The following is a 26,692-nucleotide window of genomic DNA, read 5'->3' on the forward strand; positions in this document are numbered from 1 at the left end:
CGCGCCGGTTTCCGGCGCGGGCGTCCGTCGTCCGAGCACCCTCCGGCGAGGCCGGTGACGTGGTTCACTGGATGGGCGGCCGGGGCAGCTCCGAGGAGGCGACGGTCATGCCGAGCGTATTCGCGACAGGAACACGGATGATCGCCATTGCGGCGCTCATCGCAGCCACCGCACTCGGGGGTGGTGCGGTCGCCACGGCCGCCGACACCGGAACCGCCGTCGCGGGAACAGCGGTCACCGACGTGTCTCCACCGGCCGGTGCCGTCGTCGGCATCGCGCATCCGGTCACGGTGCGTTTCGCCGATCCGGTCACCGATCGCACCGCCGCCGAACGAGCCGTGTCCGTCACCGCGTCGACGCCCGTCGACGGCAGCTTCGCGTGGACGTCCGATCGGGAACTGACCTGGACGCCCGACGTATTCTGGCCCGGCCACACCGCCGTGACCGTCCTCGCCGGCGGTACCCGCACCCAGTTCCGGACCGGCGACGAGTTCGTCGCCGTCGCGAACCGCTCCACCCACCAGTTCACCGTCAGTCTCAACGGACAGGTGGTGCGCACGATGCCCGCGTCGATGGGCAAGCCCGGCTACGAGACACCCGTCGGCACGTTCCCGGTTCTCGAGAAGTTCCGGAACCTCGTCATGGACTCGTCGACGTACGGGGTGCCCATCGATTCGCCGGAGGGCTACCGCATCGACACCGAATACGCGGTGCGCCTGACGTGGGGTGGGATCTTCGTGCACGCCGCGCCGTGGTCCGTCGATTCCCAGGGGTGGGCGAACGTCAGCCACGGCTGCATCAACCTCAGCACCGAGAACGCGGCCTGGTACTACGACAATGTCGCGGTCGGCGATCCGGTGATCGTCCGTGGGTGAGGAGTCGACGAGCGCCGTGCTGATCGTGTCCATGGGGGTGTCCGTCGACGGGTACATCGCCGACCGCAACGGCCACTTCGCGTGGTCGGTGCCCGACGACGAACAGTTCCGCTTCCACCTCGAACAGGTGCGGGGTCTCGGAGGCTGCCTGCTCGGCCGCCGGCTGTACGAGACGATGCTGCCGTGGGAAACCGATCCGTCGATGCGCGACGACGATCTGCACGCCGAATTCGCCGACGCATGGTGTGCGCTCCCGAAGGTCGTGTTCAGCCGCACACTCCGCCGCGTCGACGGGAACGCTCGGCTCGCCACGGGCACGTTGGACGACGAGGTCGCAGCCGTCCTGGCGGCGACCGACAAGGACGTCGAGATCGGTGGCGCGGGATTGGCCGGTGAGGCCTTCGCGCGGGGCCTGGTCGGTGAGTTGAGCGTGTTCCGCTATCCGATCGTCGTCGGTGGCGGTACGCCGCTGCTGCCGCCGGTCGCCGACCCCGTTCCGCTCGACCTGGTCGAAACCCGTACGTTCGGTACCCGCGTGATCTACGAACGCTACCGCGTGCTGCATGACGAGCGCCGCCTCGCGCCGTGAGCGGACACGGCGAGGGCCCTCCCGGTCGTTCTCCGGGAGGGCCCGCGTGTTGTGCGCCATCAGGGACTCGAACCCCGAACCCGCTGATTAAGAGTCAGCTGCTCTGCCAATTGAGCTAATGGCGCCCGTCCGACGGTTCCGGAATGCACCCCGGAACCAGAAGAACCCCTCCGACTGGAAAGCCGGTGAGGGGCTCTTCGCTGTGCGCCATCAGGGACTCGAACCCCGAACCCGCTGATTAAGAGTCAGCTGCTCTGCCAATTGAGCTAATGGCGCTTGACATTTCGCCTCCGGGGCGGGCCCGGCGACGGAGAAAACATTACACACCTCGGGGTAGCTCACCAAATCGCCTGGTCACGTGCTCCGTGATCGGTACCGACGGTAACGACCTGCGGGGGGTATCCGATTCAGTGGTCGAAACGTTATGTGCGTCGGGGAGTGGCGCGCGGTCCGGGTGCCCGCCGAACGGGCAGTATCGTGGAGAGCGTTCGTGACGTGCAGTGATCGGCCTGTGGGGAGGCGGGATCGGGAGAGTGACAGTGATCGAGGAACATGTGAAGCGTCCGCCCCGCCGTCGGGCCGGTGCGGCCCTGGGGCTGCTGGTCGTGGCGGTGATGATCTTCGTCACCGCCTGCTCGGGATCCTCGGGCACCGGCGCCGAGGAAGTCCCGATCGATTCCAACCCGATGGCCGCTCTCATCAAACCGACCGTCGACCTCAACGTCGAGGACGGCGCCGTCGGTATCTCGGCCATCGAACCCGTGACGGCCACCGCGGTCAACGGCAAGTTCGAGTCGGTGACCCTGCGCAACCCGGAGGGCGAACCGGTCGACGGTGAGATCACCGACGACGGCACCGCATGGTCGAGCACCGAGCCGCTCGGCTACAACCGCAAATACACGCTCGAGACGGTCGCCTACGGTCTCGGTGGTGCTGCCACCCAGCTCACGACGTTCACCACGTCGTCGCCCGCGAACCTCACCCAGCCGTACGTGATGCCCGGCGACGACGCGGTCGTCGGGATCGGCCAGCCGGTCGCCGTGCAGTTCGACGAGAACATTCCCGACCGTCACGCCGCCGAACAGGCGATCACGGTCACGACGAACCCGCCCGTCGAAGGCGCGTTCTACTGGGTCAACAACCGCGAGGTGCGGTGGCGACCCGAGAACTTCTGGGCGCCCGGCACCACCGTCTCCGTCGACGTGAAGGTGTACGGGAAGGACCTCGGCGACGGCATCTTCGGTCAGTCCGACGTCGACACCCACTTCACCATCGGCGACGCGGTGATCATCCGCGCCGACGACAACACCAAGCAGGTCGTGGTGAACCGCAACGGCGTCGACGAGATCACCATGCCCGTGTCGTTCGGCAAGAACGACGCACCGACCCCCAACGGCATCTACACGATCGGCGACCGCTTCGACCACATGATCATGGACTCGTCGACATACGGGGTCCCGGTCGATTCGCAGCAGGGGTACCGAACCCCCGTCGACTGGGCGACACGCATGTCGTACAGCGGCATCTTCCTGCACTCCGCGCCGTGGTCGCTCGGCGACCAGGGCTACCGCAACGTCAGCCACGGCTGCCTCAACCTGAGCCCCGCCAACGCGAAGTGGATCTACGACAACACCAAGCGCGGCGACATCGTGATCGTGAGCAACACGGTCGGCGGAACCCTGTCCGGTGTCGACGGCCTCGGTGACTGGAACATTCCGTGGGCGACGTGGAAGGCCGGCAACTCCGACGTGTGACCTGGTCGCCGGCGGCGACACCGTGGGCGAGCACCGCGCCGAATGGTGATGACTGCGGGGAATTTCCCGCAGTCATCACCATCGAGCGCATGTATGTCGCCGCCATTGCACGACCTGTTGCATGGCTCGAAACGAAGAACGCCCCTGACCGGCGTTTCCGCAGGTCAGGGGCGTTCTTCCTCGGGGTGAGTGACGGGACTCGAACCCGCGACAGCCAGGATCACAACCTGGTGCTCTACCAACTGAACTACACTCACCATCGCATTCGCTCGCGACCGGGGCCGCTTGCTCCTGCGGTACAGATACTATCCTGACGACGTCGAAAATGCCGAATCGCCAGGTCAGGCCGGTCCCAGGCTCTTCACGGCCACCGCGATGTCACCCGAAGTGGGTCCGGGGGGCGCGACGAACGCCGTCTTCCGGTAGTACCGCAACTCGCGGATCGACTCCTTGATGTCGGCGAGCGCCCGGTGCGACAGCCCCTTCTCCGGCTGACCGAAGTAGATCCGCGGATACCACCGGCGGCACAACTCCTTGATGGAGCTGACATCGATCATGCGGTAGTGGAGGTAGGCGTCGAGCTCCGGCATGTCACGCGCGATGAACCCCCGATCCGTCGCGATCGAATTACCGGCCAACGGAGCGGTACCGGCCTCCCCGACGTGCTCGCGCACATAGTCGAGGACGAGCTTCTCGGCCTCGGCGAGACTCACCGTCGACTCGCGCACCTCCTCGGTGAGCCCCGACCGTGCGTGCATGTCCCGCACCACCTCGGGCATCGCCGCGAGCGCATCGTCGTCGGCGTGGATCACGATGTCGACGCCGTCACCGAGAATGTTGAGATCACTGTCGGTGACGAGCGCCGCGATCTCGATCAGTTTGTCGCTGCCCACGCGCAGCCCTGTCATTTCGCAATCGATCCATACGAGTTTGTCCTGCACGACAGACAGCGTAGCCAGACAACGACAGGTAGTCAGACAACGACGGTGCCCGGGGACCCGAGCGGATATCGTCGGCGGTGGACACCGAGCGATGCAGTACGACATCGAAGGGAACTCCGCATGGCCGACATCCCACACGCGGCCGAGCAGGCCGACCACACATCACCTGCCGCGCAGATCGCGCGGGGATACGCCACCGGCGGCGCCGCCCTCGAACTCGGCACCGTCGTTCACGACGGGGTGGTCGTACCATCCGCGCGGGTGCGCATCCCGCTGGCCACACTCAACCGGCACGGGCTCGTCGCCGGTGCGACAGGAACAGGGAAGACGAAGACACTGCAGGTCATCGCCGAGCAACTGTCGGCGGCCGGGGTGCCCGTGGTGATGGCGGACGTCAAGGGCGACCTGTCGGGGCTGACCGCGCGTGGTGCACCGAGCGACGCGATCACCGCCCGCGCCGCCGACACCGGCGACGAGTCGTGGACCCCGATGGGGTATCCCGTCGAGTTCTATTCGCTGGGCACCGGGGGAGCGGGGATCCCGGTGCGTGCCACCGTCACGGCGTTCGGTCCGATCCTGCTCAGCAAGGTCCTCGGACTCAACGCCACACAGGAATCCACCCTCGGCCTGATCTTCCACTGGGCGGACACCCGCGGCCTGCCCCTGCTGGACCTGAAGGATCTGCGGCAGGTCATCACCCACCTGACCGGTGACGACGGCAAAACCGAACTGAAGGGACTCGGCGGGGTGTCGAAGGCCACGGCCGGGGTGATCCTGCGGGCCGTCGTCAATCTCGAAGCCGCCGGCGGCGACACGTTCTTCGGCGAACCGGAACTCGAAACCGAGGATCTTCTGCGTCTCGTCGGCGGAAACGGCGTGATCAACCTCTTCGAACTCGGTACACAGGCCACCCGGCCGGTACTGTTCTCGACGTTTCTGATGTGGTTGCTCGCCGACCTGTTCCAGGCGCTTCCGGAGGAGGGCGACCTCGACCAACCGAAACTCGTCTTCGTCTTCGACGAGGCACACCTCCTGTTCGCCGACGCCTCGAAGGCCTTCCTGCAGCAGGTCGAGCAGACCGTCAAACTCATCCGATCCAAGGGCGTCGGCGTGCTCTTCTGCACGCAACTGCCGACGGACATCCCCAACGGGGTGCTCTCGCAACTCGGCGCCCGCATCCAGCACGCGTTGCGCGCGTTCACCCCCGACGATCAGAAAGCGCTGTCCAAGACGGTGCGAACCTATCCGACGACACCGTTCTACGACCTCGAGGAAGCACTCACCACACTGGGCACGGGCGAGGCCGTCGTCACGGTGCTGTCGGAGACGGGTGCGCCCACGCCGGTCGCGTGGACACGGATCCGGCCTCCACGCTCCCTGATGGACGCGGTGGGGGAGACCGCGATCCGCGCGGCAGCGCAGGCGGGGCCGCTGTACGGGAAGTACGGGCGCACCATCGACCGTGAATCGGCGTACGAGAAACTGACCGCGGCGGTGGCCGGGGCCCCGGACGAAGATCCCGGCGTCGAGCCACCGGAACTTCCGGAGGCACCCGGGGCCGGGGTTCCACGCGACGACGAACCGTCCCTGGTCGAGCAGGTTCTCGGCAACAGCGCGGTGAAGAGCTTCCTGAGGTCGGCGGCGTCGGCGGCCGGGCGCGAGATCTCACGGAGCATCTTCGGAACCGGCCGCAGGCGTCGCCGGTGACCCGTCGCGCGAGGTAGGTCTGCCCGTCGGGACCGGGTGGACGGCCCGCGGCCCGCCCCGACCACCCGCGGTCCGGGATTCGAAGGTTAGGGTTCTCTTACTTCTGTCGAGAGGATCCCGATGTTTCGAAGTAGAATCCGTGCCGCACTCGCGATGGGTGCTCTCGCGGTCGTCGCCACCGTGACAGCGTGCAGCAGTGGGACCGGTGACGACGGTGCACCGGCCGACACGGCAGACGCGGCGTTCCCCGTGTCGATCGAGCACATCCACGGCACCACGACGATCGCCGAGAAACCCGAACGCATCGTCACCCTGGGGGTGACGGACGCAGACGTCGTGCTCGCGCTCGGCGTGGTCCCGGTCGCCAACACCGGGTACACGTTCTACGAGACGGGGCTCGGCCCGTGGACCGACGACTAGGGCATGTCTGAGAATTGCTAGTAGTGCGTAGATCGCTGATCAGGGGGTTCCTCCGACAATGGTTCGCGCTGCCGGGCGGACGATGTGGTGGCAGACCAGCATGTGGTGGGCGCCCCGTTGAAATCGATACTCGACCTCGACGACTTCACCCGCGATGCCGCGGTCCCCAAGATCGGCAAGCAGCGAGTCCAGATGCGGGTAGGGAGCCCCGGGCCCGGAATCCACCAGAGGGAAGATCCGCAACTCGTCGCGGGCGACGCGCATCAGCTCGGTGATCGCGTCGAGGTGGAAGGCTGCATCGAGACGATCGGAATAGCTGAAAAGCAGATGCGAGCTGAGCACCAGATCGAAGCTGGCATCGGGGAACGGCAGGGCAGGTAGCCGTCCTGCGACGTAGCGGTGTGGGTTCCGGGTGATGTCTGCGGCGAATTCCTCGGCCGCGCCGCGGCGCAGGTGAAGATGCTCGTCGGGGTCCGCGAAGAAGGTCCAGTCGTACTGCTCCGAGTGGGCACGGATGTAACGGTTCCCGCGTACGGTTTCGCGTTCGGCGATTCCGGCCAACTGCTCGGCATCGCTGTCGAAATAGGCCATGTCACATGCCGTCACGTCACCGCCGAGATGGTTTACAGCACTAGTGAAACCGGCCGCGCCGCCTGGGCAGTCGAGAATCTTCCGAGACAGGTCGTCCTCGGAGAGGGTGAACATGGCCCTGTACTCGTCGAGTGAGCGGGAACTGATCAGCATCTCGCCGATCCCAACCGCTGGGGACTGGTCGCCGTCACGGGTCATCTGGGGGGGCTTCCTCTCGAATTGAGGCCACCCCGTCGCGCCTGGCCGGTGTCACCGCGGGAAGCGAGAGTGATCGGCCACCGAAGAGGCGGCCGAAGACACAGTCAATCAGGCCGCTACGGAGCGCGGCCACCAGAGCTGTGTGCGGGTAATCACCACGCCATTAAAACACGGCCGAGAGGCTGAACCGTGACGACTCACCATGCCAGCGTCATGAACACGCTGTTCGGATCCTTCTCGTAACACCCGAAGGGTCCGCACGGAACGAATCCGGAGGAGAGGTAGAGGCGGCGGGCAGGCTCGAAGAAGTCCATCGAACCGGTCTCTAGCGAAACCCTGGCCACTCCTCGCATTTTAGCGTCGAGCAGCAGGTGCTCCAGGAGGAGCCGCGCGATCCCTTGTCCGCGTAACTCAGGAGCTGTTCGCATGCTCTTGAGCTCTTCGTGGCCTGGTTCGAGCAGGGCGAGAGCTCCGGTCGCGACCACGTCACTGCCCTGCCTGACAACCCAGAGTCGAACCGACGAATCCATGAGCTCGGCTATGTTCAGAGCGTGGCGGCTGGTTGCTGGTGCTGTCGGGGCGATGTCACTGAGATGAGCCTCGAGGAAGCCGGTGAGGCCAGTGTCGTCGAAGTCCGCCCTTTCGATCACGTGAGTTGCAGCCATCGGTGTCTCCCCTCCGCCAACACCGAAGCTATATATCACGCGGCCTGTGCTTCCAGCCTCGATGCAGCAGCGTCAGACGAACTGTTGGGGTGTGAAGCTGTTCCGATGACGAGACTTCGGGTGTTGTCGGACGATCAGTGGGCGTTGATCGCGGACCTGCTCCCGGTGCGGACGGGTCGGCGTGGCCGGCCGTTCTCCGACGCTCGGTCGATGGTCGAAGGCATCGTGTACCGCTACCGCTGCGGGATCGCGTGGCGGGACGTGCCGGACGTGTTCGGGCCGTGGCAGACGATCTGGACCTGGCATCGCCGTCTCGCAGGCGACGGCACCTGGGACCGGATTCTGGAACGGCTGCTCGCGCACGCCGACGCGGTCGGGATCGTCGACTGGGCAGTATCGGTGGACTCGACCGTCGTCCGCGCTCATCAGCACGCCACGAACATCACCCGCCACACAGGGGGATGGGTCGAATTACACGAATTCACGGATCGAGCCGCCTGACCACGCAGTCGGCCGCTCCCGTGGCGGCCTGTCGACGAAGATCCATCACCTCGTCGACGGCCACGGACTGCCTCTGGTCGTGCTCGTCTCACCCGGCCAGTCCGGCGACTGCCCAGCCTTCCCTCATCTACTCGAGCACCTGAAGGTTCCACGTCTCGGAGGTGGACGGCCGCGCACCCGACCCGATCGGGTCCGCGGCGACAAGGCGTACTCCTCGCGCGCCAATCGAGAGTTGCTGCGCAGGCGCGGTATCGGCGCTGTCATTTCGGAACCGTCCGATCAGGCCGGGCACCGTCGTCGCCGTGGCTCGCGTGGTGGCCGGCCACCGGTGTTCGACCCGGCCGACTACCGCGGCCGCAATGTGGTCGAACGCCGGTTCTGCCACCTCAAACAATGGCGAGGCCTGGCTACTCGCTACGACAAACTCGCCATCGTCTACCGAGCAGCAGTGGTCCTGCACGCGATCATCGCGTGGACCCGCAAATTGTCGGACATGCCCTACGTCGGTGATGCCGAACTGACCCGGATCCAATCCGATTCCGAGCCCAACCTCGAACAGATCGCCGCACTCGCCCCGGACCTCATCATCGGAGTCTCCGCCGGCTACGACGAAGCCACGTACGAACAGCTCAGCGAGATCGCGCCGACACTGTCGCGACCGGACGGATACGCCGCGTACACCGTCGGACGAGAGGTCGCGACCGAGACGATCGCAACCGCCCTGGGCGACAGCGAGCGCGGTGCCGAACTCAACAGGAAGGCCGCCGACCTGCTCGAATCCACCGTCGCCGCACATCCCGAGTTCGCCGGCAAGACCGGAGTGGCGATGTTGCCGTACGACGGTCGGTACGGCGCATACCTTGCCGGTGACGCCCGCGGTGCATTTCTCACGTCGCTCGGCTTCTCCATCCCGGACGCGATCGCACGCCAGGACACCGGTGAGAGTTTCTTCGTCGACGTGTCACAGGAGAACGTGACGATGCTCGACGGCGACGTGATCCTCGTGCTGGGCAACGACCCGTCAGCAGACATCACCGCGGGAAACCCGCTCTTCGAGACGCTCGATGCCGCTCGCAACGATGCGATCATCACCACCACGCTCGACCAGCGGGGCGCGATCACCTACAACACGGTGCTGTCGGTCCCGTATGCCGTCGAGAGTCTGGTCCCTCGTCTGGCCGAGGCCGTCTCCTGAGGACGTCCGTCCGGCCGCGGCTCCGCCGCCTGCCCGATGTCGAACCAGGGCAGGCGGCGGACCCGGACGGCAGCGGTGATCAGGCCTCCGCTGCGACGGGTGCCGCACCGGCCGGTCGAACGGCGTCGACACGCTGCATGCGCACGATGTCGCTCTGCGGCGTGAAGTCGTTCCGCAGGAACGACTCCAGAGAGTCGTCGAGGATGTCGAGCCACGGCGCCGGGAGCGATGGGGCGAGGGTGCCGGTGAGCGTCGACGTGTAGCTACGGTTCCGGTAGCCCATGATGTCGTGCTTCTTGTCCGTCTTCCACTGCTTGAACACCTCGCCCTGGCGTTCGACGTGGAACTCCGGGTAGTCGGTGCGGTCGACGAGATCCCTGATGTACGCGGCCTGGAAGTCGATGTCTTCGATCGGATTGCTCAGGGATTCTTCCCGGCTCCGCCACGCGTCGATGTCGGCCTCACGGGCGTCGAAGTCCGGCAGGGAGATCCGGCCAAGCATGACGTCCCGTGCGTACCATGCCTGAGCGTCGAACATGTTGAACGTGAAGTACTGATCCTGCATACCCAGGTACATCAGGCGCGGATTGCGCTGGAAGAAGATGCCTTTGTAGATGTTCCGCGGGTACAGACGATTGTCCGTGCGCAGACGCAACTCGTCGGGCAGGAACGGGAAGTGGTGCTGGTATCCGGTGCACAGCACGATCGCGTCGACCTCGCGGGTGCTGCCGTCCTGGAAATGAGCGACGTTGCCCTCCGTGTGGGTCAAGAGCGGAACCTCGGAGAACGCATCGGGCCAGTCGTGACCCATCGGTGCCGTGCGGTAACTGAAGGTGATCTCTTCTGCACCGTACTTGTAGCACTGCGTCCCGATGTCCTCGGCCGAGTAGCTGCTGCCGACCAGGAGCAGTTTCTTGCCGGCGAACTCGCGGGCGTCGCGGAAATCATGCGCGTGCAGAACTCGCCCCGGAAAACGGTCGAGTCCCTCGAAATCGGGTGCATTGGGCGTCGAGAAGTGACCGGTCGCGACGACGACGTGGTCGAACTCGTCCGATTCGAGTTCACCACGTTCGTGGTCCATCACGGTGACGGTGAACTTTTCGTCCCGCTCGGAGTACTCGACCCACCGAACGGCAGTATTGAATCGGATGTACTTGCGCACATTGCTTTTCTCCACCCGGCCCATGATGTAGTCGAGCAGTACCGCGCGCGGCGGATAGGACGGGATGGGGCGTCCGAAGTGCTCCTCGAAGGAGTAGTCGGCGAACTCGAGGCATTCCTTGGGGCCGTTCGACCACAGGTAGCGGTACATGCTGGCGTGGACGGGCTCCCCGTTGGCGTCAGTACCGGTGCGCCAGGTGTAGTTCCACATGCCGCCGCACTCGGGTTGCTTCTCGTAGCAGACGATCTCGGGGATGTCGTCGAGACCGGCCTTCCGCGCTGCCTCGAAGGCACGTAGTTGTGCGAGCCCACTCGGTCCTGCTCCCAGAATTGCGATCTTCGGCGACAAGATTGTTCTCCCTGTGTGGTTGTCATGCTTTCCGTGACTTCTTGTTAGCACAGGTACTGAATTGTGTGAATTCGCGATCGGTCGGTGGGGCCCGCTCGGCTTGACAGGGAATCAGCAGGTGGGCACGGGTCGATTCACTCGGAAACCGTACGTGCGGTGGTGATATCGATCACCGTAACGACGAAAGGCCGATCATCGATGCGGGTACGCACCGATGATCGGCCTGTTCGTGGGCCAGTTCGTCAGCCGCCGAGTTTCTTGTAGAAGGCGCCGGCGATCGGCGCGGAAATCGACCGCGGCGAGAACTGTCCGGCAGCAGACATGACCTTCGAGATCGGACCGGGAACGATCCGCATCCGGTTCGCGGCGAGCGCATCCAACGACACCTTCGCCGTGTGTTCACTCGAGATCCACAGGAAGTCGGGGACGAGACGGTCCACGATCGACGCCTCCGACGGATCCGGGGTCTCGGTGCGGACCGGACCGGGCGCGAGCAGAGTGATGTGCACGCCGCTGTCCTTGAGTTCACCGCGCAGCGATTCGGAGAACGTGTTGACGAAGGCCTTCGTCGCCGCGTACGTCGCATTGTTCGGGATCGGCATGTTGCCGGCCGCGGAGCCGACCATCAGGATTCCGCCCGAGCGGCGCTCCACCATCCCCGGCAGCACCGCGAGCGTGAGGTCGTGCACCGCGACGGCATTCAGCTCGACCTGCGCGCGTTCGTAGGACGCGTCGAGTTCGGCGACGGGACCGAACGTGGCGATACCCGCGTTGTTGCACAGGATGCTGACACGTCGCCCCGACAACTCCTCGACGAGCGGCGCGCGGGAGTCGCGGTCGGACAGGTCGCACGCGCGGACCTCGACCTCGACGCCGTGCTTCGCACGCAGCGTCGCGGCGAGTTCCTCCATCACATCGCCGCGACGGGCGACGAGGATCAGAGAGTGCCCGCGGGCGGCGAGCTCGGTGGCGAGGGCCTCGCCGATTCCGGAGGACGCTCCGGTGACGACGGCGCGGGCATCGGGGTGAGGGTTCGGCAGAGTCACGGTGCGTCAGCCTAGACGATGGAGAACGATGCAAGGCTCCCGATGATTCTCCACGCGTCTGAATCGGCGTTCTCCCGGCCGGAGTGCGGGCGGCTCGCGATGCATACCGAGTCCAGGACTGTTCGTTCTCGCGTTCCGACAATGAAGGTGGAGACCATGGCCGTCGAGGGTGACCTGGGTGCGGCCAGTCTGTCCCAGTGACGGCTCGCATCCGCGGGGGAGTGTTACCCGTACAAGATGATCCCATTCTCCAGGTGGCTCATCCCCGCATCCGCGGGGAGCACTTCCGCTCTAGGGTGCGATTTGACAACCGTCGGGGCTCATCCCCGCATCCGCGGGGAGCACGGTGTGTCGATGTCGACGGACGGCCAGCGCGTGGGCTCATCCCCGCATCCGCGGGGAGCACGGTGATTCGGGCGTAGCGGAGGTCGTCGACAAGGGCTCATCCCCGCATCCGCGGGGAGCACGAGACCGAAGCCGGTGAAGACCGGTCGGCTCGAGGCTCATCCCCGCATCCGCGGGGAGCACCTGGTCCAGCTCACGCGCGTTGATCGGTTCGTGGGCTCATCCCTGCATCCGCGGGGAGCACTCACGGCGGTTACGGTCCCCCCTAGCCTCGATCTTTCGTGCGGTTCGCGTGCCGGCCTAGCGGTTTCGGATTGGTCGTGGTGACCGTGGATCCGGTGTGCGTCCACGGTCGACTGCCCGACACGGTCGGGTGACGCCGGGGTCCACGGCCCCGAAGATCGTTCCTCTCGTCTCGATCGGGCAGATACGTGCAGGTCACACAGGCGCAGGAAGTGCTGCGAGTCGGTTCAGGCCGGCGACGAGGACATCGACGTCGGGAGCCGAGGCGGCCAAACGCAGCCGGACACGGCGGGCATGCCGGGCGATCCGCCCGGCGATCGACAACAGTCGCAGCCGCAGCCGTTTCGGTTCCCACCGCCGGGCCTGGGTATCGGTCAGCGCGAGCATCTGCATCCACGCCACCAGCTCACACGCGAGCTGCACGAGCGCCAACCAGATCCGATTCTGATCGAAACCGTGCAGCGGAAGATTCTGCAAACCGGTAACTTTCGCCGTTCGGATCCGGTCCTCGCACCGAGCTCTCCGTCGGTGGCGTAACTCCAGATCGGGCAGTTGGCCGCGGCGGGTGTTGGTGACGAACGCGGTCAGCCGTAGGCCGTCGCGGTCGGTGAACCGCAACTGTGCCCCGGGGTGCGGGCGCTCCTTCCTGATGATCACCCGCATTCCTTTCGGCCAACTCGACAGATCCAGCAGGTCGGTGATCTCGGTGACCCAGGCACCGTCGCGGACCTGCCCGTCGGCGTCGTAGGCCGGGGTCCACGCCTGCTCCGGGACCAGACCGATCGCCTCGGCGTGGGCATCGGTCAACCCGAACCCGACCGAGTACGACAGGCGTCGCTTGGTCAGATACTCGATCAACGCGTGGGTGCCGCCGGCACCGTGCGATGCGCACCAGCACCTTCTTCCCGACCCGATACCCCGGGTCGAACGGCAACTGCGCGAGTGCGTCCTGCACGACCGTGACATGGTCGGCGGCGGTATTCGACCCCGAGTTGCCCGGGCGTAGCAGCATCGCGACGGGTTCACCGGTGCCGCCGGTGCCGTGGTCGACGAACGCGCACAGCGGATGGAATCCGAAGCCTCGCTTGAATGTCGGAGCAGCGGATTCCTTCTCGGAGTGGGCGGTGACCTTCGGTGGCATCGATGTCGATGACCAGCGGATGCTGCTCGTCGATGTCGTGGTCCGGTGCCGACTCGCCGGCGGCAGTCCAGGCATGGGCTCGGGCGGTGGCGCGGGCACGTCCGATCGCAGTCAGCGCGGTGTCGGCATCGGCGGCCAACACGCTGATCAGGCGGGAGACGGTCGGGTCGGATGCCACCGTGCCGAAGATCTCCGGGTGGGCTCGTAGTTGTGCGATGTCGGCGAGGCAGTCCCCGCCGATCGCCAGAGACACGGCGAGGTCGAGGAGAATCTTGCCGGGATCGTGGCGGGCCAGTGGTTGTCGATACGCTGCAAGCTCGGTCGTCAACGCCGAAGCGAGGCCGGTCTTCTCCGCAGTGCGCAGCAGCAGGACCGCGCCGGCATGCGACACGACACCGGTTCCGGTGGCTGATGCGGACACGGATGGGTAGGGGGACGTAGACTTGCTCACCTGAAAGACATCCCATGTTGTTAAGAAGTCAAGCAGCATCGACTCTTTCGGTCATTGCATCGACCCGGGCTGGCGCCCCCCAGGCAACGCTTTCGTCGTAGAGCACTCCGGATTTGAGGCAGCCGTGCAGAATTCCTACGAACCGGTTGGCGACGTGCCGTAGCGCAGCGTTGTGTTCGACTCCGCGTCGGCGTTGGCGATCGTAGTAGGCGCGGGCTCCAGGCGACACACGGATCGCGGTGAACGCCTGCCGAGTCAAGGCATCGAGGAGCCTATCGTTGTGGACGTAACGTCGGGACACCACGGTCTTTTTGCCCGAGGCTTTGGTGATCGGGCTGGTGCCGGCGAAGTTTCGACGAGCCTTGCCTGAGCGATATCGATCCGCTGCATCGCCGAACTCGGCGAGCACCCGAGCACCGAGAACTGGCCCCATTCCGGGTAGTGAGGTGATGATCGCGGCGTGCGGATGGTCCGCGAAGGCCGTGGTGACCTGCTCTTTGAGTGCCTCGATTTGGGTTGTCAGCGTGGCGAGGACGGCCAGAGTTGCGACGGTTGCCGCGGCATGTCCGGCTTCGAGCGAACCGAGCAGTCCCAGTTTGCCGGGCGCGTGCAAGGTGGCGCGGATCTTCGGTGCCCGTTCGTCGATGCTGCGACGGTGTGCTCGTCGCAGTGCGGCCTTGATCTGTGTGATTGTCAGGTCGGCGGCTCGGGATGGAGTCGGGGCCTTGGTCAACAGTTCGACTGATTCCGGCGAAGACAGGTCGGGAAACGCTTCGAGCGCCGCCGGAAAGTATTGGATCAGGTTGTAGCGCAGCCTATTCAGGTGCCGGTTGTGTTCCCAGATGAGGCTCTTGTGGGTTCGGGTGAGGATCTTCAGTCCTTCGGCTTCGAGGGTGTCTTCTGCGACCTGTCGTAGGTGCTGTCGGTCGGTTCGGACCATGTCCGCCAGGACGTGCGCGTCGCCGATGTCGCTCTTGGCGCCGGCGAGTGAGAACCTCGTTCGGCACCGGGCCGATTGCACCGGGTTGATGGCGAACACGGTGAATCCGTAACCGCGCAGGGCGGTGACCCAGGGGCCGTTGTCGCGTTCGATACCGACGACGACCTCGTCATCGGTGGTGTACTTGTGCACTTCCGAGAGCAGTTCCTCAAGTCCGTCCACGTCCTCCGTGACGCGGAAGCGGGTGAGAACCTCGCCGTGGGGAGACATCATTTCGATGTCGTGGTGCCCTTCTGCCCAGTCGTCGCCGATGATGATCATTGCCTACCTCGCCGTGTGTCGTTGGTGCTGGCACGTGCGGCAGCGGTCCGGCGTCGGTCGCGACCAAATGATCAGTGCTCGGTCCTGTGGTGCTCCTGGATCGGCACGGCATCCCATCGGCGATCAGGCGACGGACAGTCGGCGAGGGCGCGGTCATTCAGTAGAACTGCCCGGTCAAGGGGGTTCAGGTGCTCCGTGTGCTCACTCGTCGACTGCTGCCCGCAGGAAACCCCAGTTCAGGGATGTCCTACGACTCATTTGGTGCTCCTCGAACTGGTTGATATTCGACCCTCAGCAAGTCGAATTATCCCAGTTCAGGGCACCATTCTTCGTTCTCGACACGGGTGTCCGCTCGATCAGCGCGAAAGCGCGAGGCTAGTGTGTCCTCTGTCGAGTATCCCCGGCCGGGGATGAGCCGTAGATCAGGTGAGTTCGATCTCGGTCGCAGTTGGTTTTCCCCACCGCAGTGGGGATGCGGCATCAACTCGACTCGCTCAGGAACGGCAATGGGAGTGAAGGGAGGGCAGCAGGGTGAACGCACACACCGATGTTCCGACGGGGATCGGGACGGCCACGTCGAGGCGACAGGTCTTCGCGTGGGGACTGTGGGACTGGGGCTCGGCCGCATTCAACGCCGTGATCCTCACGTTCGTGTTCTCGGTGTATCTCACGGACGCGGTGGGCGACGACCTACCGGGATCGGTGTCGGCGAGCACGTGGCTGGGCTGGTCCCTCGGCATCGCCGGGTTCGTCATCGCCGTCACCGCGCCGGTGACCGGACAGAAGTACGACGCGACCGGACGACGCAAACGGTCGCTGGGCGTGTTGACCTTCGCGACCGTCGTGCTGATGGCGGCGATGTTCTTCGTTCGCGACGACCACCACTACCTGTGGCTGGGCCTGGTACTGCTCGGTGCCGGTTCGGTGATCTTCGAACTCGCGCAGGTTCCGTACAACGCGATGCTGCGCCAGGTGTCCACCGACGACACCGTCGGGAGAGTGTCCGGGTTCGGATGGTCCATGGGCTATTTCGGCGGCATCGTGCTGCTGTTGCTGTGCTACCTCGGGTTCATCTCCGGCGACGGCGACACCCGCGGTCTTCTGTCGATCACCACCGACGGTGGCCTCAACATCAGGCTGGTGGCGTTGTTCGCGGCGGTGTGGTTCGCGGTGTTCGCGCTGCCGGTGTTCTTCGCGGTCCCCGAGAAGCCGCACGTGCGCGCCGACGACACCCGCCGCGCGGGGTTCGTCGAGTCCTACCGGGTGCTCTGGCGTGACGTGCGGGAGTTGTGGGCGGAGGATCGGCGCACCGTCGGGTACCTCGTCGCGTCGGCGATCTTCCGCGACGGCCTGGCCGGTGTGTTCACCTTCGGTGCGGTGCTCGCGGTGACGGTGTACGGCATCGACGCCGGCGACGTCCTGCTCTTCGGTGTGGCAGCGAACGTGGTGGCGGCGCTCGGTGCGCTCGCCGGTGGTCGCGCCGACGACCGGGTCGGCCCCAAGACCGTCATCGTGGTGTCGCTGGCCGCGATGATCGTCGCCGGCATCGTGCTGCTGATGGTGTCGGGGCCACTGATGTTCTGGGTGTTCGGTCTCGTGCTGTGCGTGTTCGTGGGACCGGCGCAGGCGTCGGCACGCACGTTTCTGACGCACCTCACCCCGCCGGGTCGGGAGGGGCAACTGTTCGGTCTCTACGCCACGACCGGCCGGGCCGTGTCGTTTCTGGCACCCTCACTGTTCGGGTTCTTCGCCTGGTGGTTCGGTGCGGATCGTGCGGGCATCGTGGGTCTGCTCCTCGTGCTGGCGGTCGGGCTGGCCGCGTTGTCGATGGTGCGGGCGCCCGAACGCCCGGCACGTCACGACGACGGCGCGCGCCGGACGGCCCCGAGTACCTGATCCGCGGCGTTGCGGTGCCCCGCCGCATTGGGATGCAGTGGGATGGCAGGGGAAGTCGGCACGACGCCTTCCATCCATCGCTGATCCGGTGCCGCGCACGCGTCGTGCCCGACCGTCGATGCGCGAAGGTCGACGAACTCGGCGCCGGCCGCGGAGACCTGCTTTTCCATCGCGACGTCGAGATGCTCGATCGCGGATTCCAGGTAGGTGGCGTCCTGCGGCCAGATCCTCTGCTCCGGGAAGCAGCCGCCGTCGCGGATCCCCGTCGGATACCCGACGAACAGGATGCGTGCACGAGGTGACCGCGTTCGGATCTCCTCGGTGATCTCCCGGTACACAGGCGCGAACGCATCGATGGTGGTGGTGATCGGATCGGGTCCCGCCGCGTCGGTGTCGGAACAGGACGTGCCGTTCGGTGGGGGAGCGACGTTGATGCAGGAGACGGCCAGCGCCACAAGACCCACATCGTTGCCCCCGATACCCACCGTGACGAGGTCGGTGTCCGGGCGCAACGCGTCGTACTGTGGGGGTACCGCGGTGCGCGTCAGGGGCGTGACCTGCTGACCGGCGAGGTCTGCGGACACGGCGCCGCTGCAGGACACGTCGGTGAACTCGCGGACCCCGAGAGCTTCGGCGACGAGGTGCGGATAGTTCGACTGCGAGCGGCCGCAATCCTCACCCGAACTTGCCGGAGGGATGCCCGGGCCGGCGACGAAGGAGTCGCCGAGCGCGACGTACGAGTCGTACGACGGTTGCGCGGACACGGGTGCGGCGAGGCCTGTCGCGACGGCGACCGCTCCGAGCACTGCGGTTGCGGTCGCGCGGATTCCGATCGATGGATGTCGCACGTATCTCCCCCGGATTGTCGAAACCGTTCGATCATGGTGCGGTGCACCGCGCGGTGTCAAGGAATCACGCCTTGAAGTACACCAGCTGATGGGAGGTGGCGAGCAGGGTGTCGTCGACGCCCCACAGGTGCGCCGTCTGGTCGAAGTAGTTCTGCCCGAATCTGTTGCTGCGCGCGGTGGCGAGGACCGGCAGGTCCGATTGCGCTGCGAGTTCAGCGGCGTCGGCGTGGAAGTAGATGGTCAGCGTGACGGTGCCGGCGGGAAGCGCGTGTCCTCGGCGCAGGAATGCGCGCGGATAGAACACGTCGCACAGCGCGGTCAGCGACGTGAAATCGAGGGGGCGGGCGGGTTCGTCGCGCACCCACAGTGTCGATGTCGAGTCGGGGTGCGGTCCGGCGTCGGGCCCGGGGATCCCTCCGTCGACGAACCGCATCTCGTAGTTGCCGACCCACTTGACGAAGTCGGACATCGGCCGCACGTCGACGTCGTGCGCGGGTGGGGCGGTGGGTCGGTCGAGTTCCGTCGACGACCACGTTTCCCGGCGTTTGCCGAACACCGCGGTTGCGGTGGTGGTGACAACGCCGTCCTGTGTGAGTTCGATCGTCCAGTGTTGGCTGGATCGGTTGGTGCGCACGGGGTGCGCCGTCACCTCGAAGTCGCCGTATTCGATGGGCGCCGCGAAGTTGACCGTCAGCGACAGGGGTTGCCCGAGGACCTCGGGATGCAGCCGGACGGCGTTGAGCAGCGTGGCCGCGGTGATACCGCCGAACGGCCCCACCATGTTCGCGTAGGCGGGGTGGGTGCTTCCGGTGTAGCGCCCCGCGTCGATCGTGGTGAGGTCCACGGCGGCATCGAAGACGTGGGTGGCGTTCTCGGTTTCGGGCATGCAGTGATGAAACCAGAGTCCCGTCGGGTGCAGACCACCGCCCGTCGGGGATGTGGCGCTGTGGAGCGGGGTGTCACAGCCACGGCATCGGGCACAGCCCCTGCCGTGCCCGATTCCAGAACGGGAAGAGTTGGACGGAGCCCGCATCCGGATGGGTGCGTCGGCCGAGTTCGACGAACTCGAGTTCGGTTTTGCCGGCGCCACCGGAGTACATGCAGGCCTGCAGCGACAGCAGGGCTGCGTCGGCGAACGGAAGGGCGTTGCCCCACGGCCCGAAATCGGTGGTCTCGACGAACTCCTCGAGGTCGCGACCCCGCTGGTTGAATTCGGCCTGCAACGCGAACTCGCACGGTTCGCCGAACAGTGTCGAGCAGGTGGTGTTCCTGCCGTGGATGAGGAAAGCGGAATCGTCGAGCGATCGGTCCCGTGGTTCGTCCACGCTGTTCCATGCGACGAGAACCACCGCGACGCCGACCGCGATCAGCGCCACCAGCAGGACGGCTGCGCGTTTCATGTGCTCGACGGTACGGGTGAACGTTCAGTCGCGGTGCGGTTTCCATGCGCCCATCCCCAGGACGACGATGCGCATCTGTTTCTCACCGCGGGCCAGTACCTCGGCTTCGGTGGCGCTTCCGGGGCGGTCGACGTCGAGCAGATCGAGGACGATCTGGAGCATCGCGGTGACGAGGAGATCGGCGGCCGTGCCCAGGTCGTCGGAGTCCCAGTCGGCGAGCGCGGGAATCCGCGCGAGGTCCACGGCGAGTTCTCGGGTGAGCAGTCGCAGTTCGGTGGTGATCGCTCGGGCGACCTCCGGTTGCCCCCCGTTGCGTTCGCGCGCGAGGAAGCGGAAGGCGGCCTCGTGGGCTCGGACCTGTGTGAGCAGTGCGGCGAGGGACGCGCGCGCGTTGCCCGGTCCGGGGGTGCGGCGGGCCTCGCGCAGTGCGCTGCGCAGGACCCGCATGGTGTCGGCGGCCAGTTCGATCCCGAGTTCGTCCATCGACGCGAAGTGTCGGTAGAAGGCGGTGGGGACGATGCCGGCACCGCGCGCGACCTCGCGGAGGCTCACGTTCGCGAATCCGCGTTCGGTGGACAGGCTGAGCGCGGTGTCCAGCAGGGTCTGCCGGGTGCGTTCCTTGCGTGCGGCACGGCTGGTCGGTGCGGGGGTGGGGGCTGCGGACACACCCCGAGTCTAGGACGTTCCCGGGCCGGGGCGGTGCGGTGCCCGCGTTGCGGTGTTAGCGGCGTCACATGTGATTGACACGGTGCTGCGATCTCCTGCCACACTGATTCCAGTGTACGAGTGTGCACTGTAAATCTGGACTCGCTCCGGAAGGGGGACCGTCATGATCGCGCACATGCCACACCCGACCCCGTCGCGCTCCATCGCACGGAAGATACTGGTGAAGGCGCTCGACCTGATGTCGACACCGCATCACCCCGACCGCTACCTCGAACTCGCCGACCCGCTCCTCACCACCGCGACGACACGAGCTCGGATAACGAACGTGGACCGAACCTCGCTGGGCTCCGTCACGCTGACTCTGCGCGCCTCGCGGCCCCTGCGTTTCCGCCCCGGGCAGTGCGTGTCGATGTCCGTCGTCGTCGACGGGGTGCGGCACACCCGCACGTTCTCGCCGGCCGAGGTTCCCGGCTCGCGGGGACGCGGCGTCGTCCTCACCGTCGGGTTCCGGCCCGACGGGCGGGTGTCGCGACACCTGTTCGAGCACGCCGCTGTCGGCGACGTCGTCGAACTCGGCGGGATCTCCGGGGACTTCGTGCTGCCGGAGCCGGTGCCCGGCCGGCTGTTGTTCGTCAGCGGCGGTACGGGCATCACCCCGGTGCTCGCGATGCTGTCCGGGCTCGCGGCGGCCGGTCACACCGGGGCGGTGACGTTCGTCCACTACGCGCGCACCGCCGAGCACGTCGCCCGCCGCGGCGACCTCGACGCAGCCGCCGCCCTGCCGAACGTCGAGGTGGTGCTTGCCCACACCCGGGGAGGCGGTGGGCATCTGCACGGCCGGTTCGAACGCGCCCATCTGGACGCCGTCGCGCCGTGGTTCGCCGACACACCCACCTTCGCGTGCGGCCCCACCGGGTTCGTCGACCGGATCCGCGATCTGTACGAGGACGTGGGCGCGATCGACATGCTGCACACCGAATCGTTCGAGCCGCCCGTGGTCACGATCGACCCCGCGGACGTCTCCGGAACGGTGCACTTCGCCGGCTCGGGTGTCAGCGTCGACAATTCGGGCGGCACTCTTCTCGACCAGGCCGAGGCGGCCGGTCTCACCCCGGAGCACGGCTGCCGCATGGGAATCTGCCACACCTGCACGGCGATCCGCGCATCCGGATGCACCCGCGACGTGCGCACCGGCGAGGTCGACTCCGAGCCGGGCACACGGATCCGCATCTGCGTCAACGCTCCCGTCGGCGACGTCGCCGTCGAGATCTGACCACGAGAACGAACTGGAGAACAGCATGCTCGGACTGTCATTGTCATTTCTGCGTTCGGTGCCGTTCCTGTCCGGATCGGCCCCCGCGAAACCGGAACCGGTGGTGCTCGGGCGGGACGCCGTCGAGGACATCGGACGCGAACTCGACGCGCTCCGGGACCGGACCGTCGCCTCGCTCGGCGCGGAGGATCGCGAATACATCTATCGGATCATCAAGGTGCAGAGAGGATTCGAGGTGGCCGGTCGCGGGCTGCTGTTCGTCGGATTCCTGCCACCGGCGTGGGTGGCCGGTGTCGCCGCACTCGGGGTGTCGAAGATCCTCGACAACATGGAGATCGGTCACAACGTCATGCACGGCCAGTACGACTGGATGCGTGAACCGGCCCTGGCATCGCGCGAATTCGAATGGGACACGGTGTGCCCGGCGGATCAGTGGCGGCACTCCCACAACTACATGCATCACACGTACACGAACATCGTCGGAATGGACCGGGACGTCGGGTACGGGATCCTGCGGATCGATCCGGCGCAGAACTGGCATCCGTACTACCTCGGCAACCCGGTGTACGCGACCGCGCTGATGCTGTTGTTCGAGTGGGGAGTGATGCTCCACGACGCCGAAGCCGATCGTCTCGTCAGCGGCGAACGGAGTTGGCGCGACGTGATCCCGCTCGCGCGGGGATGGTGGCGGAAGGCACGCCGGCAGGTGCTCAAGGACTACGTCGTGTTCCCACTGCTCACCGGCCCGATGTTCGTGCCGACCCTCGTCGGCAACGCGGCGGCCAACCTCATCCGCAACGTGTGGGCGTTCAGCATCATCTTCTGCGGGCACTTCCCGTCCGGTGTGCAGTCGTTCTCCGTCGACGAGACCGAGGACGAGACCCGCGGCGAGTGGTACGTGCGACAACTCCTCGGCAGTGCCGACATCAGCGGCAGCCGACTGTTCCACATCATGTCGGGCAACCTGTCGCACCAGATCGAGCACCACCTGTTCCCGGACCTCCCGGCGCACCGGTACGCGCAGATCGCACCGGAGGTGCAGGCACTGTGCGAGAAGCACGGGTTGCCCTACAACACCGGTGGCCTGACCCGGCAGATCGTGTCGGTGTGGAGGAAGATCTTCCGTTACGCGCTGCCGCCGAGTTGGGTGTCGGCGGAGCCCGAGGTGGCGGTGCTCATCGAACGCGCGCAGCCGACCGTCGGCGGTGACACCGACTCGCGGCACACCGAACGTCCTGCGGGTACGCTCGCGACCGACATCGTGTGAGGGGGACCGGAATGGTCGGCAGATTCGAACGGAACAAAGACACCGTGCAGGAGATGACGGAATCGGCGGCGACGCACGTCGGCGCGATCACCGGCATCATCACCGGCGCGGTGCGGGACGTCACCCGCGAGATCGGTGAATGGATCACCGACGGAATCGAGATGCGGGAGGCGGCGCGCAAGGCCCGCGACGACGGCCGCGTCGCCGACGAGTAGTCGTAGGTGAACCCGTCGGTTCCCGACGGGTGAAGGATGCGGGCGGCCCCGGTAGAGAACCACCGGGGCCGCCCACATCACGCTGTGCGGTCCGTCAGATGACGCCCAGTGCGAACATCGCGTCGGCGACCTTCACGAAGCCGGCGATGTTGGCGCCGTGCACGTAGTCGCCCGGCTTGCCGTACTCGGCGGCCGTCACGACGCAGCGCTCGTGGATGTCTCGCATGATGCCGGCGAGCCGCTCGTCGGTGTAGTCGAAGTGCCACGAATCGCGCGAGGCGTTCTGCTGCATCTCGAGCGCCGACGTCGCGACACCGCCGGCGTTGGCCGCCTTGCCGGGGGCGAAGCCGACCCCGGCCTCACGGAAGACCGCGATACCGCCGGGGGTGGTGGGCATGTTCGCGCCCTCGGCGACAACCTTGACGCCGTTGGCGACGAGGGTCTTCGCCGAGTGCTCGTCGAGCTCGTTCTGTGTGGCGCAGGGCAGTGCGATCTCGCACGGCACGTTCCAGATGGAACCCTCGGCGTGGAACTCGGCGCTCGTGCGTTCCTCGACGTACTCGCAGATCCGTGCGCGACGGACTTCCTTGATCTCCCGGAGGACGTCGAAGTCGATGCCGTCCTTGTCGTAGATGTATCCCGACGAGTCCGAGCACGCGACGACCTTGCCGCCGAGCTGGTGGATCTTCTCGATCGCGTAGATCGCGACGTTGCCGGAGCCGGACACGACGGCGGTGCGACCCTCGAGCGAGCCGCCGTGGGCCTTGGCCATCTCGGCGACGAAGTAGGCGACACCGTAGCCGGTGGCCTCCTTGCGAACCTGTGATCCGCCCCAGGTCAGACCCTTGCCGGTGAGGACGCCGGACTCGTACGAGTTGGTGAGGCGCTTGTACTGGCCGAACAGGTAGCCGATCTCGCGGCCGCCGACACCGATGTCACCGGCAGGCACGTCGGTGTACTCGCCGACGTGGCGGTGCAGTTCGGTCATGAACGACTGGCAGAACCGCATGATCTCCTGCTCGGAGCGACCCTTCGGGTCGAAGTCCGAGCCGCCCTTGCCGCCGCCGATGGGCAGGCCGGTGAGCGCGTTCTTGAAGATCTGCTCGAAGCCGAGGAACTTCACGATGCCGAGGTTGACGCTCGGGTGGAAACGCAGTCCGCCCTTGTAGGGGCCGAGGACGCTGTTGTACTGCACGCGGAAACCGCGGTTGACGTGGACGTTGCCGTTGTCGTCGATCCACGGCACCCGGAAGATGATCTGCCGCTCCGGCTCGCACAGCCGCTCGATGAGCCCGGACTCGAAGTACACCGGGTGGCGATCCAGTACGACGTGGAGAGACTCGAACACCTCGGCCGCAGCCTGATGGAACTCGGGTTCACCCGCATTGCGGGCCTTGACCTGTTCGTAGATCTCTGCGATGCGGTCCGAAGTCGACACGCCCACCTACCTGACTGTGAGAAGACTGTTACGCGGTATTTACGTGTAGAACTATAGGTGTAACCCGCAGGCTGTAGTTAATCCGGTGCGTGGGGACGGCACCGTGCGCCCCCACCCGTGCGCCTTTTTGGCAGCTCCAGCTACCGGAAGTGCGCACGGCGGGAGGGGACGTCCGGGGAGTGGCCGGTGGTGTGCGGGTGCGGTGACGACGTGCACCGGCAGCGTCCGGAATCGGGGGAGTGGGAGTTCGCGGTGATCCGGGAAGGTCGGCGACCCGGTCGTGCCGGAGCGCCGGTTGTGGTGCCCCCGGCAGGACTCGAACCTGTCCCGACGTTCCTTCCGATTGAGCAGGTGACCTGCTGCTTCGCTGCACCTCACCTGCTCATCGTGCAATCTACACTGAGACTCGGCAGGACGCCAGCGGACTGGCGCGGACATGGGTATAGCAGGGAGATTGCACAGCATGGCAGCGAAAAAGGGCATGCGTGGATGGGGACGGCTCCGGAAATTGCCGTCGGGACGGTGGCAGGCCGGCTACATCGGACCGGATGGGGTCCTGTATCGGCCGAAATCCACTTTCGCCGCGAAGATCGACGCGGAGGGGTGGCTCGCCGACGAGCGGCGCCGAATCGACCTCGGCGTGTGGGCGCCACCGGGGGGCGCGCCGGACGGGCCAGCCCCGCTGCTACTGCGCACGTACGCGGCCCAATGGCTCGCCGAGCGTCCCCTCAAGCCGCGGACGCGCGGCCTGTACGACGACTTGCTCCGACTGCACATTCTCCCGCAGCTCGGCGACGTCGAGTTGGCAGCGATCACGCCCGCGGCCGTCCGCAGCTGGCACGCGGGACTCGGCGACGGCACCCCGACTCGCACGGCTCATGCGTACGGGCTTCTTCACGCGATCATGGCGACCGCCGTCGCCGACGAGGTGATCCCCGCGAATCCTTGCCGCATCCGGGGTGCCTCGAAAGCGAAGCGCGCGCGCACCATTACGTTGCTCACCCCGGCCGAGCTGGACCGGCTTGCCGAGCAGATGCCGGACCGGCTCCGCTGCTCGGTGCTGCTCGCAGCGTGGTGCGGGCTGCGGTGGGGTGAGACCTCGGAGTTGCGCCGTAAGGACGTCTCGATCGACCGGTCGGTGCTGCACGTGCGGCGTGCCGTGACGTATCGGGCGAAGCAATTCACTGTCCAGTCGCCGAAGACCGCCGCGGGTCGTCGTGACATCGCGATCCCGCCGCATGTCTCGACGCTGCTCGCCGAGCACCTCGACGTGCACGTGCAGCGCGGCCCGGACGCGCTGCTGTTCCCGTCGGCGATCGGCGGTCACATGGGGGAGTACGAGTACCGAAAGGCGTTCAAGAAAGCCGCGGCCGAGATCGGCAAGCCGACCCTTCGCGTCCACGATCTCCGGCACGTCGGCGCGGTGCTCGCTGCTCACGCCGGCGCGACCACCGCCGAGCTCATGAGCCGGCTGGGCCACACCACGCCGGCGATGGCTATGCGATACCAGCACGCCGCCGCCGGCCGGGACGCGCAGATTGCCGAGCGACTATCTCGGCTCGCACAGGGCGAAGAGTGATGTAAATCACTTAATGACGGTTCGGTGTCGCTGGGCGTAGGCAGGCGTAGGCAGGCGTCGGGCCAGTGATCTTGTTCTCGGTGTTTCTCCGGTGACCATGTTCGCAAGACGCGGTCACCAGTGCTTACCTGCTTTCAGTGGACATCGCCGGACGGGTGATGTCACGGGAGTATCCGCAAGCACCAAGGGGAAAGCCTTGTCCAAGAACAAATCCCGCCGATTCGCCACCGTCGCGCAAGCCGCCGAGGAGTTCGGGGTATGTGACCGCACCATCCGTCGCTACATCGCATCCGGCCGCGTGGCCGGCTACCGATTCGGGCCGCGGATGGTGCGCGTCGACCTCGACGAGATCGAGGCGGCAATGTGCCGGATGGGGGCAGCGTGAGCATCGACCCTAGAAACGCCGCAGCCCCGGGGGCGAATCCCGGGGCCACTCACCAGACTAAGGCGCGCACCCAGAATACCCCGGACCCCGATCCGATCGCAGCCCTCGACGCCGAAGCGCGCCGCCACGGCGCTCGCATCGCGACCCGCTGCATGCGCTGTGGAGCCTGGCTAGTCGACCCGAAGTCACGTGCTGCCCACCGCGGCCCGAAGTGCCGGAAGGCGGTGAGCGCGTGAGCGACCCGACACCCGAAACGCTGTTCCTCGCGTCCGCCATGCAGGCCACCGCAGCC

23 protein-coding genes, 3 tRNA genes, 3 pseudogenes and 1 CRISPR repeat array are annotated in these 26,692 nt (G+C 66.4%); of the genes and pseudogenes, 14 read left to right on the forward strand and 15 right to left on the reverse strand.

Going from position 1 to position 26,692, the window contains the following annotated elements; translation table 11 throughout:
- The first annotated feature begins 107 nt into the window (after positions 1 to 107).
- Both LDQ05_RS14695 and LDQ05_RS14700 read left to right on the forward strand, forming a co-directional pair.
- Positions 108 to 875 carry a L,D-transpeptidase gene (locus LDQ05_RS14695; RefSeq protein ID WP_226437714.1) on the forward strand — a complete coding sequence of 256 codons (768 nt, stop codon included), beginning with the start codon at positions 108 to 110 and terminating at the stop codon, positions 873 to 875.
- Positions 876 to 891: 16 nt separating this feature from the next.
- Entirely contained in the window at positions 892 to 1,464 is a 573-nt protein-coding gene (locus LDQ05_RS14700; protein ID WP_226437715.1) for a dihydrofolate reductase family protein, read from the forward strand.
- A gap of 52 nt (positions 1,465 to 1,516) precedes the next feature.
- Here LDQ05_RS14700 and LDQ05_RS14705 read toward each other — a convergent pair.
- Positions 1,517 to 1,589 (reverse strand) — tRNA-Lys (locus tag LDQ05_RS14705).
- 78 nt (positions 1,590 to 1,667) lie between these two features.
- Positions 1,668 to 1,740, reverse strand: a tRNA-Lys gene (locus LDQ05_RS14710).
- 266 nt (positions 1,741 to 2,006) lie between these two features.
- Between LDQ05_RS14710 and LDQ05_RS14715 the strand changes: the two genes are divergently transcribed.
- Positions 2,007 to 3,218: a L,D-transpeptidase gene (locus LDQ05_RS14715; protein ID WP_372461125.1), complete on the forward strand. Its 1,212-nt coding sequence runs from the start codon at positions 2,007 to 2,009 to the stop codon at positions 3,216 to 3,218.
- A gap of 184 nt (positions 3,219 to 3,402) precedes the next feature.
- Here LDQ05_RS14715 and LDQ05_RS14720 read toward each other — a convergent pair.
- Positions 3,403 to 3,475, reverse strand: a tRNA-His gene (locus tag LDQ05_RS14720).
- A gap of 84 nt (positions 3,476 to 3,559) precedes the next feature.
- Positions 3,560 to 4,159: an oligoribonuclease gene (gene orn / locus LDQ05_RS14725; RefSeq protein ID WP_226437695.1), complete on the reverse strand. Its 600-nt coding sequence runs from the start codon at positions 4,157 to 4,159 to the stop codon at positions 3,560 to 3,562.
- Positions 4,160 to 4,279: 120 nt separating this feature from the next.
- Here orn and LDQ05_RS14730 point away from each other — a divergent pair, with 120 nt between their 5' ends.
- The gene (locus LDQ05_RS14730; protein ID WP_226437696.1) at positions 4,280 to 5,866 is read left to right on the forward strand and encodes a helicase HerA-like domain-containing protein; all 1,587 of its coding nucleotides are present in this window, start codon (positions 4,280 to 4,282) and stop codon (positions 5,864 to 5,866) included.
- Positions 5,867 to 5,986: 120 nt separating this feature from the next.
- Positions 5,987 to 6,286, forward strand: a complete 300-nt coding sequence (locus LDQ05_RS14735) for an ABC transporter substrate-binding protein (RefSeq protein WP_226437697.1) — start codon at positions 5,987 to 5,989, stop codon at positions 6,284 to 6,286.
- Between the two features lie 39 nt (positions 6,287 to 6,325).
- Here the strand turns inward: LDQ05_RS14735 and LDQ05_RS14740 are convergent, their stop codons facing one another.
- Positions 6,326 to 7,075, reverse strand: a complete 750-nt coding sequence (locus LDQ05_RS14740; RefSeq protein WP_226437698.1) for a methyltransferase domain-containing protein — start codon at positions 7,073 to 7,075, stop codon at positions 6,326 to 6,328.
- 197 nt (positions 7,076 to 7,272) lie between these two features.
- Positions 7,273 to 7,740, reverse strand: a complete 468-nt coding sequence (locus tag LDQ05_RS14745; RefSeq protein WP_226437699.1) for a GNAT family N-acetyltransferase — start codon at positions 7,738 to 7,740, stop codon at positions 7,273 to 7,275.
- Between the two features lie 105 nt (positions 7,741 to 7,845).
- Here LDQ05_RS14745 and LDQ05_RS19755 point away from each other — a divergent pair.
- Positions 7,846 to 8,725, forward strand: a pseudogene (locus LDQ05_RS19755) (IS5 family transposase); the annotation flags it as partial.
- Positions 8,726 to 8,746: 21 nt separating this feature from the next.
- Positions 8,747 to 9,436 (forward strand): annotated as a pseudogene (locus LDQ05_RS19760) (ABC transporter substrate-binding protein); the annotation flags it as partial.
- A gap of 79 nt (positions 9,437 to 9,515) precedes the next feature.
- Here the strand turns inward: LDQ05_RS19760 and LDQ05_RS14755 are convergent.
- From LDQ05_RS14755 to LDQ05_RS14770, 4 genes and pseudogenes are all read right to left on the reverse strand, one after another.
- A complete protein-coding gene (locus LDQ05_RS14755) occupies positions 9,516 to 10,946 on the reverse strand; it encodes a trimethylamine monooxygenase (protein ID WP_226437700.1) in 1,431 nt (476 codons plus the stop codon).
- Positions 10,947 to 11,188: 242 nt separating this feature from the next.
- Positions 11,189 to 11,992, reverse strand: coding sequence for a mycolate reductase (gene cmrA / locus LDQ05_RS14760; protein WP_226437701.1), 804 nt, complete (start codon positions 11,990 to 11,992; stop codon positions 11,189 to 11,191).
- Positions 11,993 to 12,248: 256 nt separating this feature from the next.
- A CRISPR array of direct repeats spans positions 12,249 to 12,581; the repeat unit is 28 nt; unit sequence GGCTCATCCCCGCATCCGCGGGGAGCAC.
- 194 nt (positions 12,582 to 12,775) lie between these two features.
- A pseudogene (locus LDQ05_RS14765) lies at positions 12,776 to 14,172 on the reverse strand (IS1380 family transposase).
- Between the two features lie 28 nt (positions 14,173 to 14,200).
- Positions 14,201 to 15,433, reverse strand: coding sequence for an IS110 family RNA-guided transposase (locus tag LDQ05_RS14770; RefSeq protein ID WP_226437702.1), 1,233 nt, complete (start codon positions 15,431 to 15,433; stop codon positions 14,201 to 14,203).
- A 531-nt stretch (positions 15,434 to 15,964) separates the two neighbouring features.
- On the opposite strand from LDQ05_RS14770, the gene LDQ05_RS14775 reads away from it, so the two are divergent.
- On the forward strand, positions 15,965 to 17,329 hold the full coding sequence (locus LDQ05_RS14775) for an MFS transporter (protein ID WP_226437703.1): 1,365 nt from the start codon (positions 15,965 to 15,967) through the stop codon (positions 17,327 to 17,329).
- On the opposite strand, the gene LDQ05_RS14780 is transcribed toward LDQ05_RS14775, so the two are convergent.
- The 4 genes from LDQ05_RS14780 to LDQ05_RS14795 all read right to left on the reverse strand — a co-directional run bounded on the left by LDQ05_RS14780 (position 17,290) and on the right by LDQ05_RS14795 (position 20,243).
- On the reverse strand, positions 17,290 to 18,177 hold the full coding sequence (locus LDQ05_RS14780) for an SGNH/GDSL hydrolase family protein (RefSeq protein ID WP_226437704.1): 888 nt from the start codon (positions 18,175 to 18,177) through the stop codon (positions 17,290 to 17,292). The two genes, LDQ05_RS14775 and LDQ05_RS14780, sit on opposite strands and share 40 nt — an antisense overlap.
- Before the next feature lie 64 nt (positions 18,178 to 18,241).
- The gene (locus LDQ05_RS14785) at positions 18,242 to 19,063 is read right to left on the reverse strand and encodes an acyl-CoA thioesterase (RefSeq protein WP_226437705.1); all 822 of its coding nucleotides are present in this window, start codon (positions 19,061 to 19,063) and stop codon (positions 18,242 to 18,244) included.
- A 73-nt stretch (positions 19,064 to 19,136) separates the two neighbouring features.
- Entirely contained in the window at positions 19,137 to 19,577 is a 441-nt protein-coding gene (locus LDQ05_RS14790; protein ID WP_226437706.1) for a hypothetical protein, read from the reverse strand.
- 24 nt (positions 19,578 to 19,601) lie between these two features.
- A complete protein-coding gene (locus LDQ05_RS14795) occupies positions 19,602 to 20,243 on the reverse strand; it encodes a TetR family transcriptional regulator (protein ID WP_226437707.1) in 642 nt (213 codons plus the stop codon).
- A 175-nt stretch (positions 20,244 to 20,418) separates the two neighbouring features.
- On the opposite strand from LDQ05_RS14795, the gene LDQ05_RS14800 reads away from it, so the two are divergent.
- Genes LDQ05_RS14800 through LDQ05_RS14810 form a run of 3 tightly spaced genes read left to right on the forward strand, consistent with a single transcriptional unit; the run spans position 20,419 to position 22,998 of the window.
- Positions 20,419 to 21,516 carry a ferredoxin reductase gene (locus LDQ05_RS14800; protein WP_226437708.1) on the forward strand — a complete coding sequence of 366 codons (1,098 nt, stop codon included), beginning with the start codon at positions 20,419 to 20,421 and terminating at the stop codon, positions 21,514 to 21,516.
- 25 nt (positions 21,517 to 21,541) lie between these two features.
- A complete protein-coding gene (locus tag LDQ05_RS14805) occupies positions 21,542 to 22,783 on the forward strand; it encodes a fatty acid desaturase family protein (protein ID WP_226437709.1) in 1,242 nt (413 codons plus the stop codon).
- 11 nt (positions 22,784 to 22,794) lie between these two features.
- On the forward strand, positions 22,795 to 22,998 hold the full coding sequence (locus tag LDQ05_RS14810; RefSeq protein ID WP_226437710.1) for a hypothetical protein: 204 nt from the start codon (positions 22,795 to 22,797) through the stop codon (positions 22,996 to 22,998).
- 94 nt (positions 22,999 to 23,092) lie between these two features.
- On the opposite strand, the gene gdhA is transcribed toward LDQ05_RS14810, so the two are convergent.
- Positions 23,093 to 24,436, reverse strand: coding sequence for an NADP-specific glutamate dehydrogenase (gene gdhA, locus LDQ05_RS14815; protein ID WP_226437711.1), 1,344 nt, complete (start codon positions 24,434 to 24,436; stop codon positions 23,093 to 23,095).
- A 463-nt stretch (positions 24,437 to 24,899) separates the two neighbouring features.
- On the opposite strand from gdhA, the gene LDQ05_RS14820 reads away from it, so the two are divergent.
- From LDQ05_RS14820 to LDQ05_RS19960, 3 genes are all read left to right on the forward strand, one after another.
- Positions 24,900 to 26,015, forward strand: a complete 1,116-nt coding sequence (locus LDQ05_RS14820) for a tyrosine-type recombinase/integrase (protein WP_226437712.1) — start codon at positions 24,900 to 24,902, stop codon at positions 26,013 to 26,015.
- A gap of 196 nt (positions 26,016 to 26,211) precedes the next feature.
- Positions 26,212 to 26,400 carry a helix-turn-helix transcriptional regulator gene (locus LDQ05_RS14825; RefSeq protein WP_226437713.1) on the forward strand — a complete coding sequence of 63 codons (189 nt, stop codon included), beginning with the start codon at positions 26,212 to 26,214 and terminating at the stop codon, positions 26,398 to 26,400.
- A gap of 152 nt (positions 26,401 to 26,552) precedes the next feature.
- Positions 26,553 to 26,636, forward strand: coding sequence for a DUF6011 domain-containing protein (locus LDQ05_RS19960; RefSeq protein ID WP_226437717.1), 84 nt, complete (start codon positions 26,553 to 26,555; stop codon positions 26,634 to 26,636).
- Positions 26,637 to 26,692: the final 56 nt, after the last annotated feature.

The sequence above is a fragment of the Rhodococcus yananensis genome (assembly GCF_020515525.1).
In the GTDB taxonomy this organism is placed as follows: Bacteria; Actinomycetota; Actinomycetes; order Mycobacteriales; family Mycobacteriaceae; genus Rhodococcus; species Rhodococcus yananensis.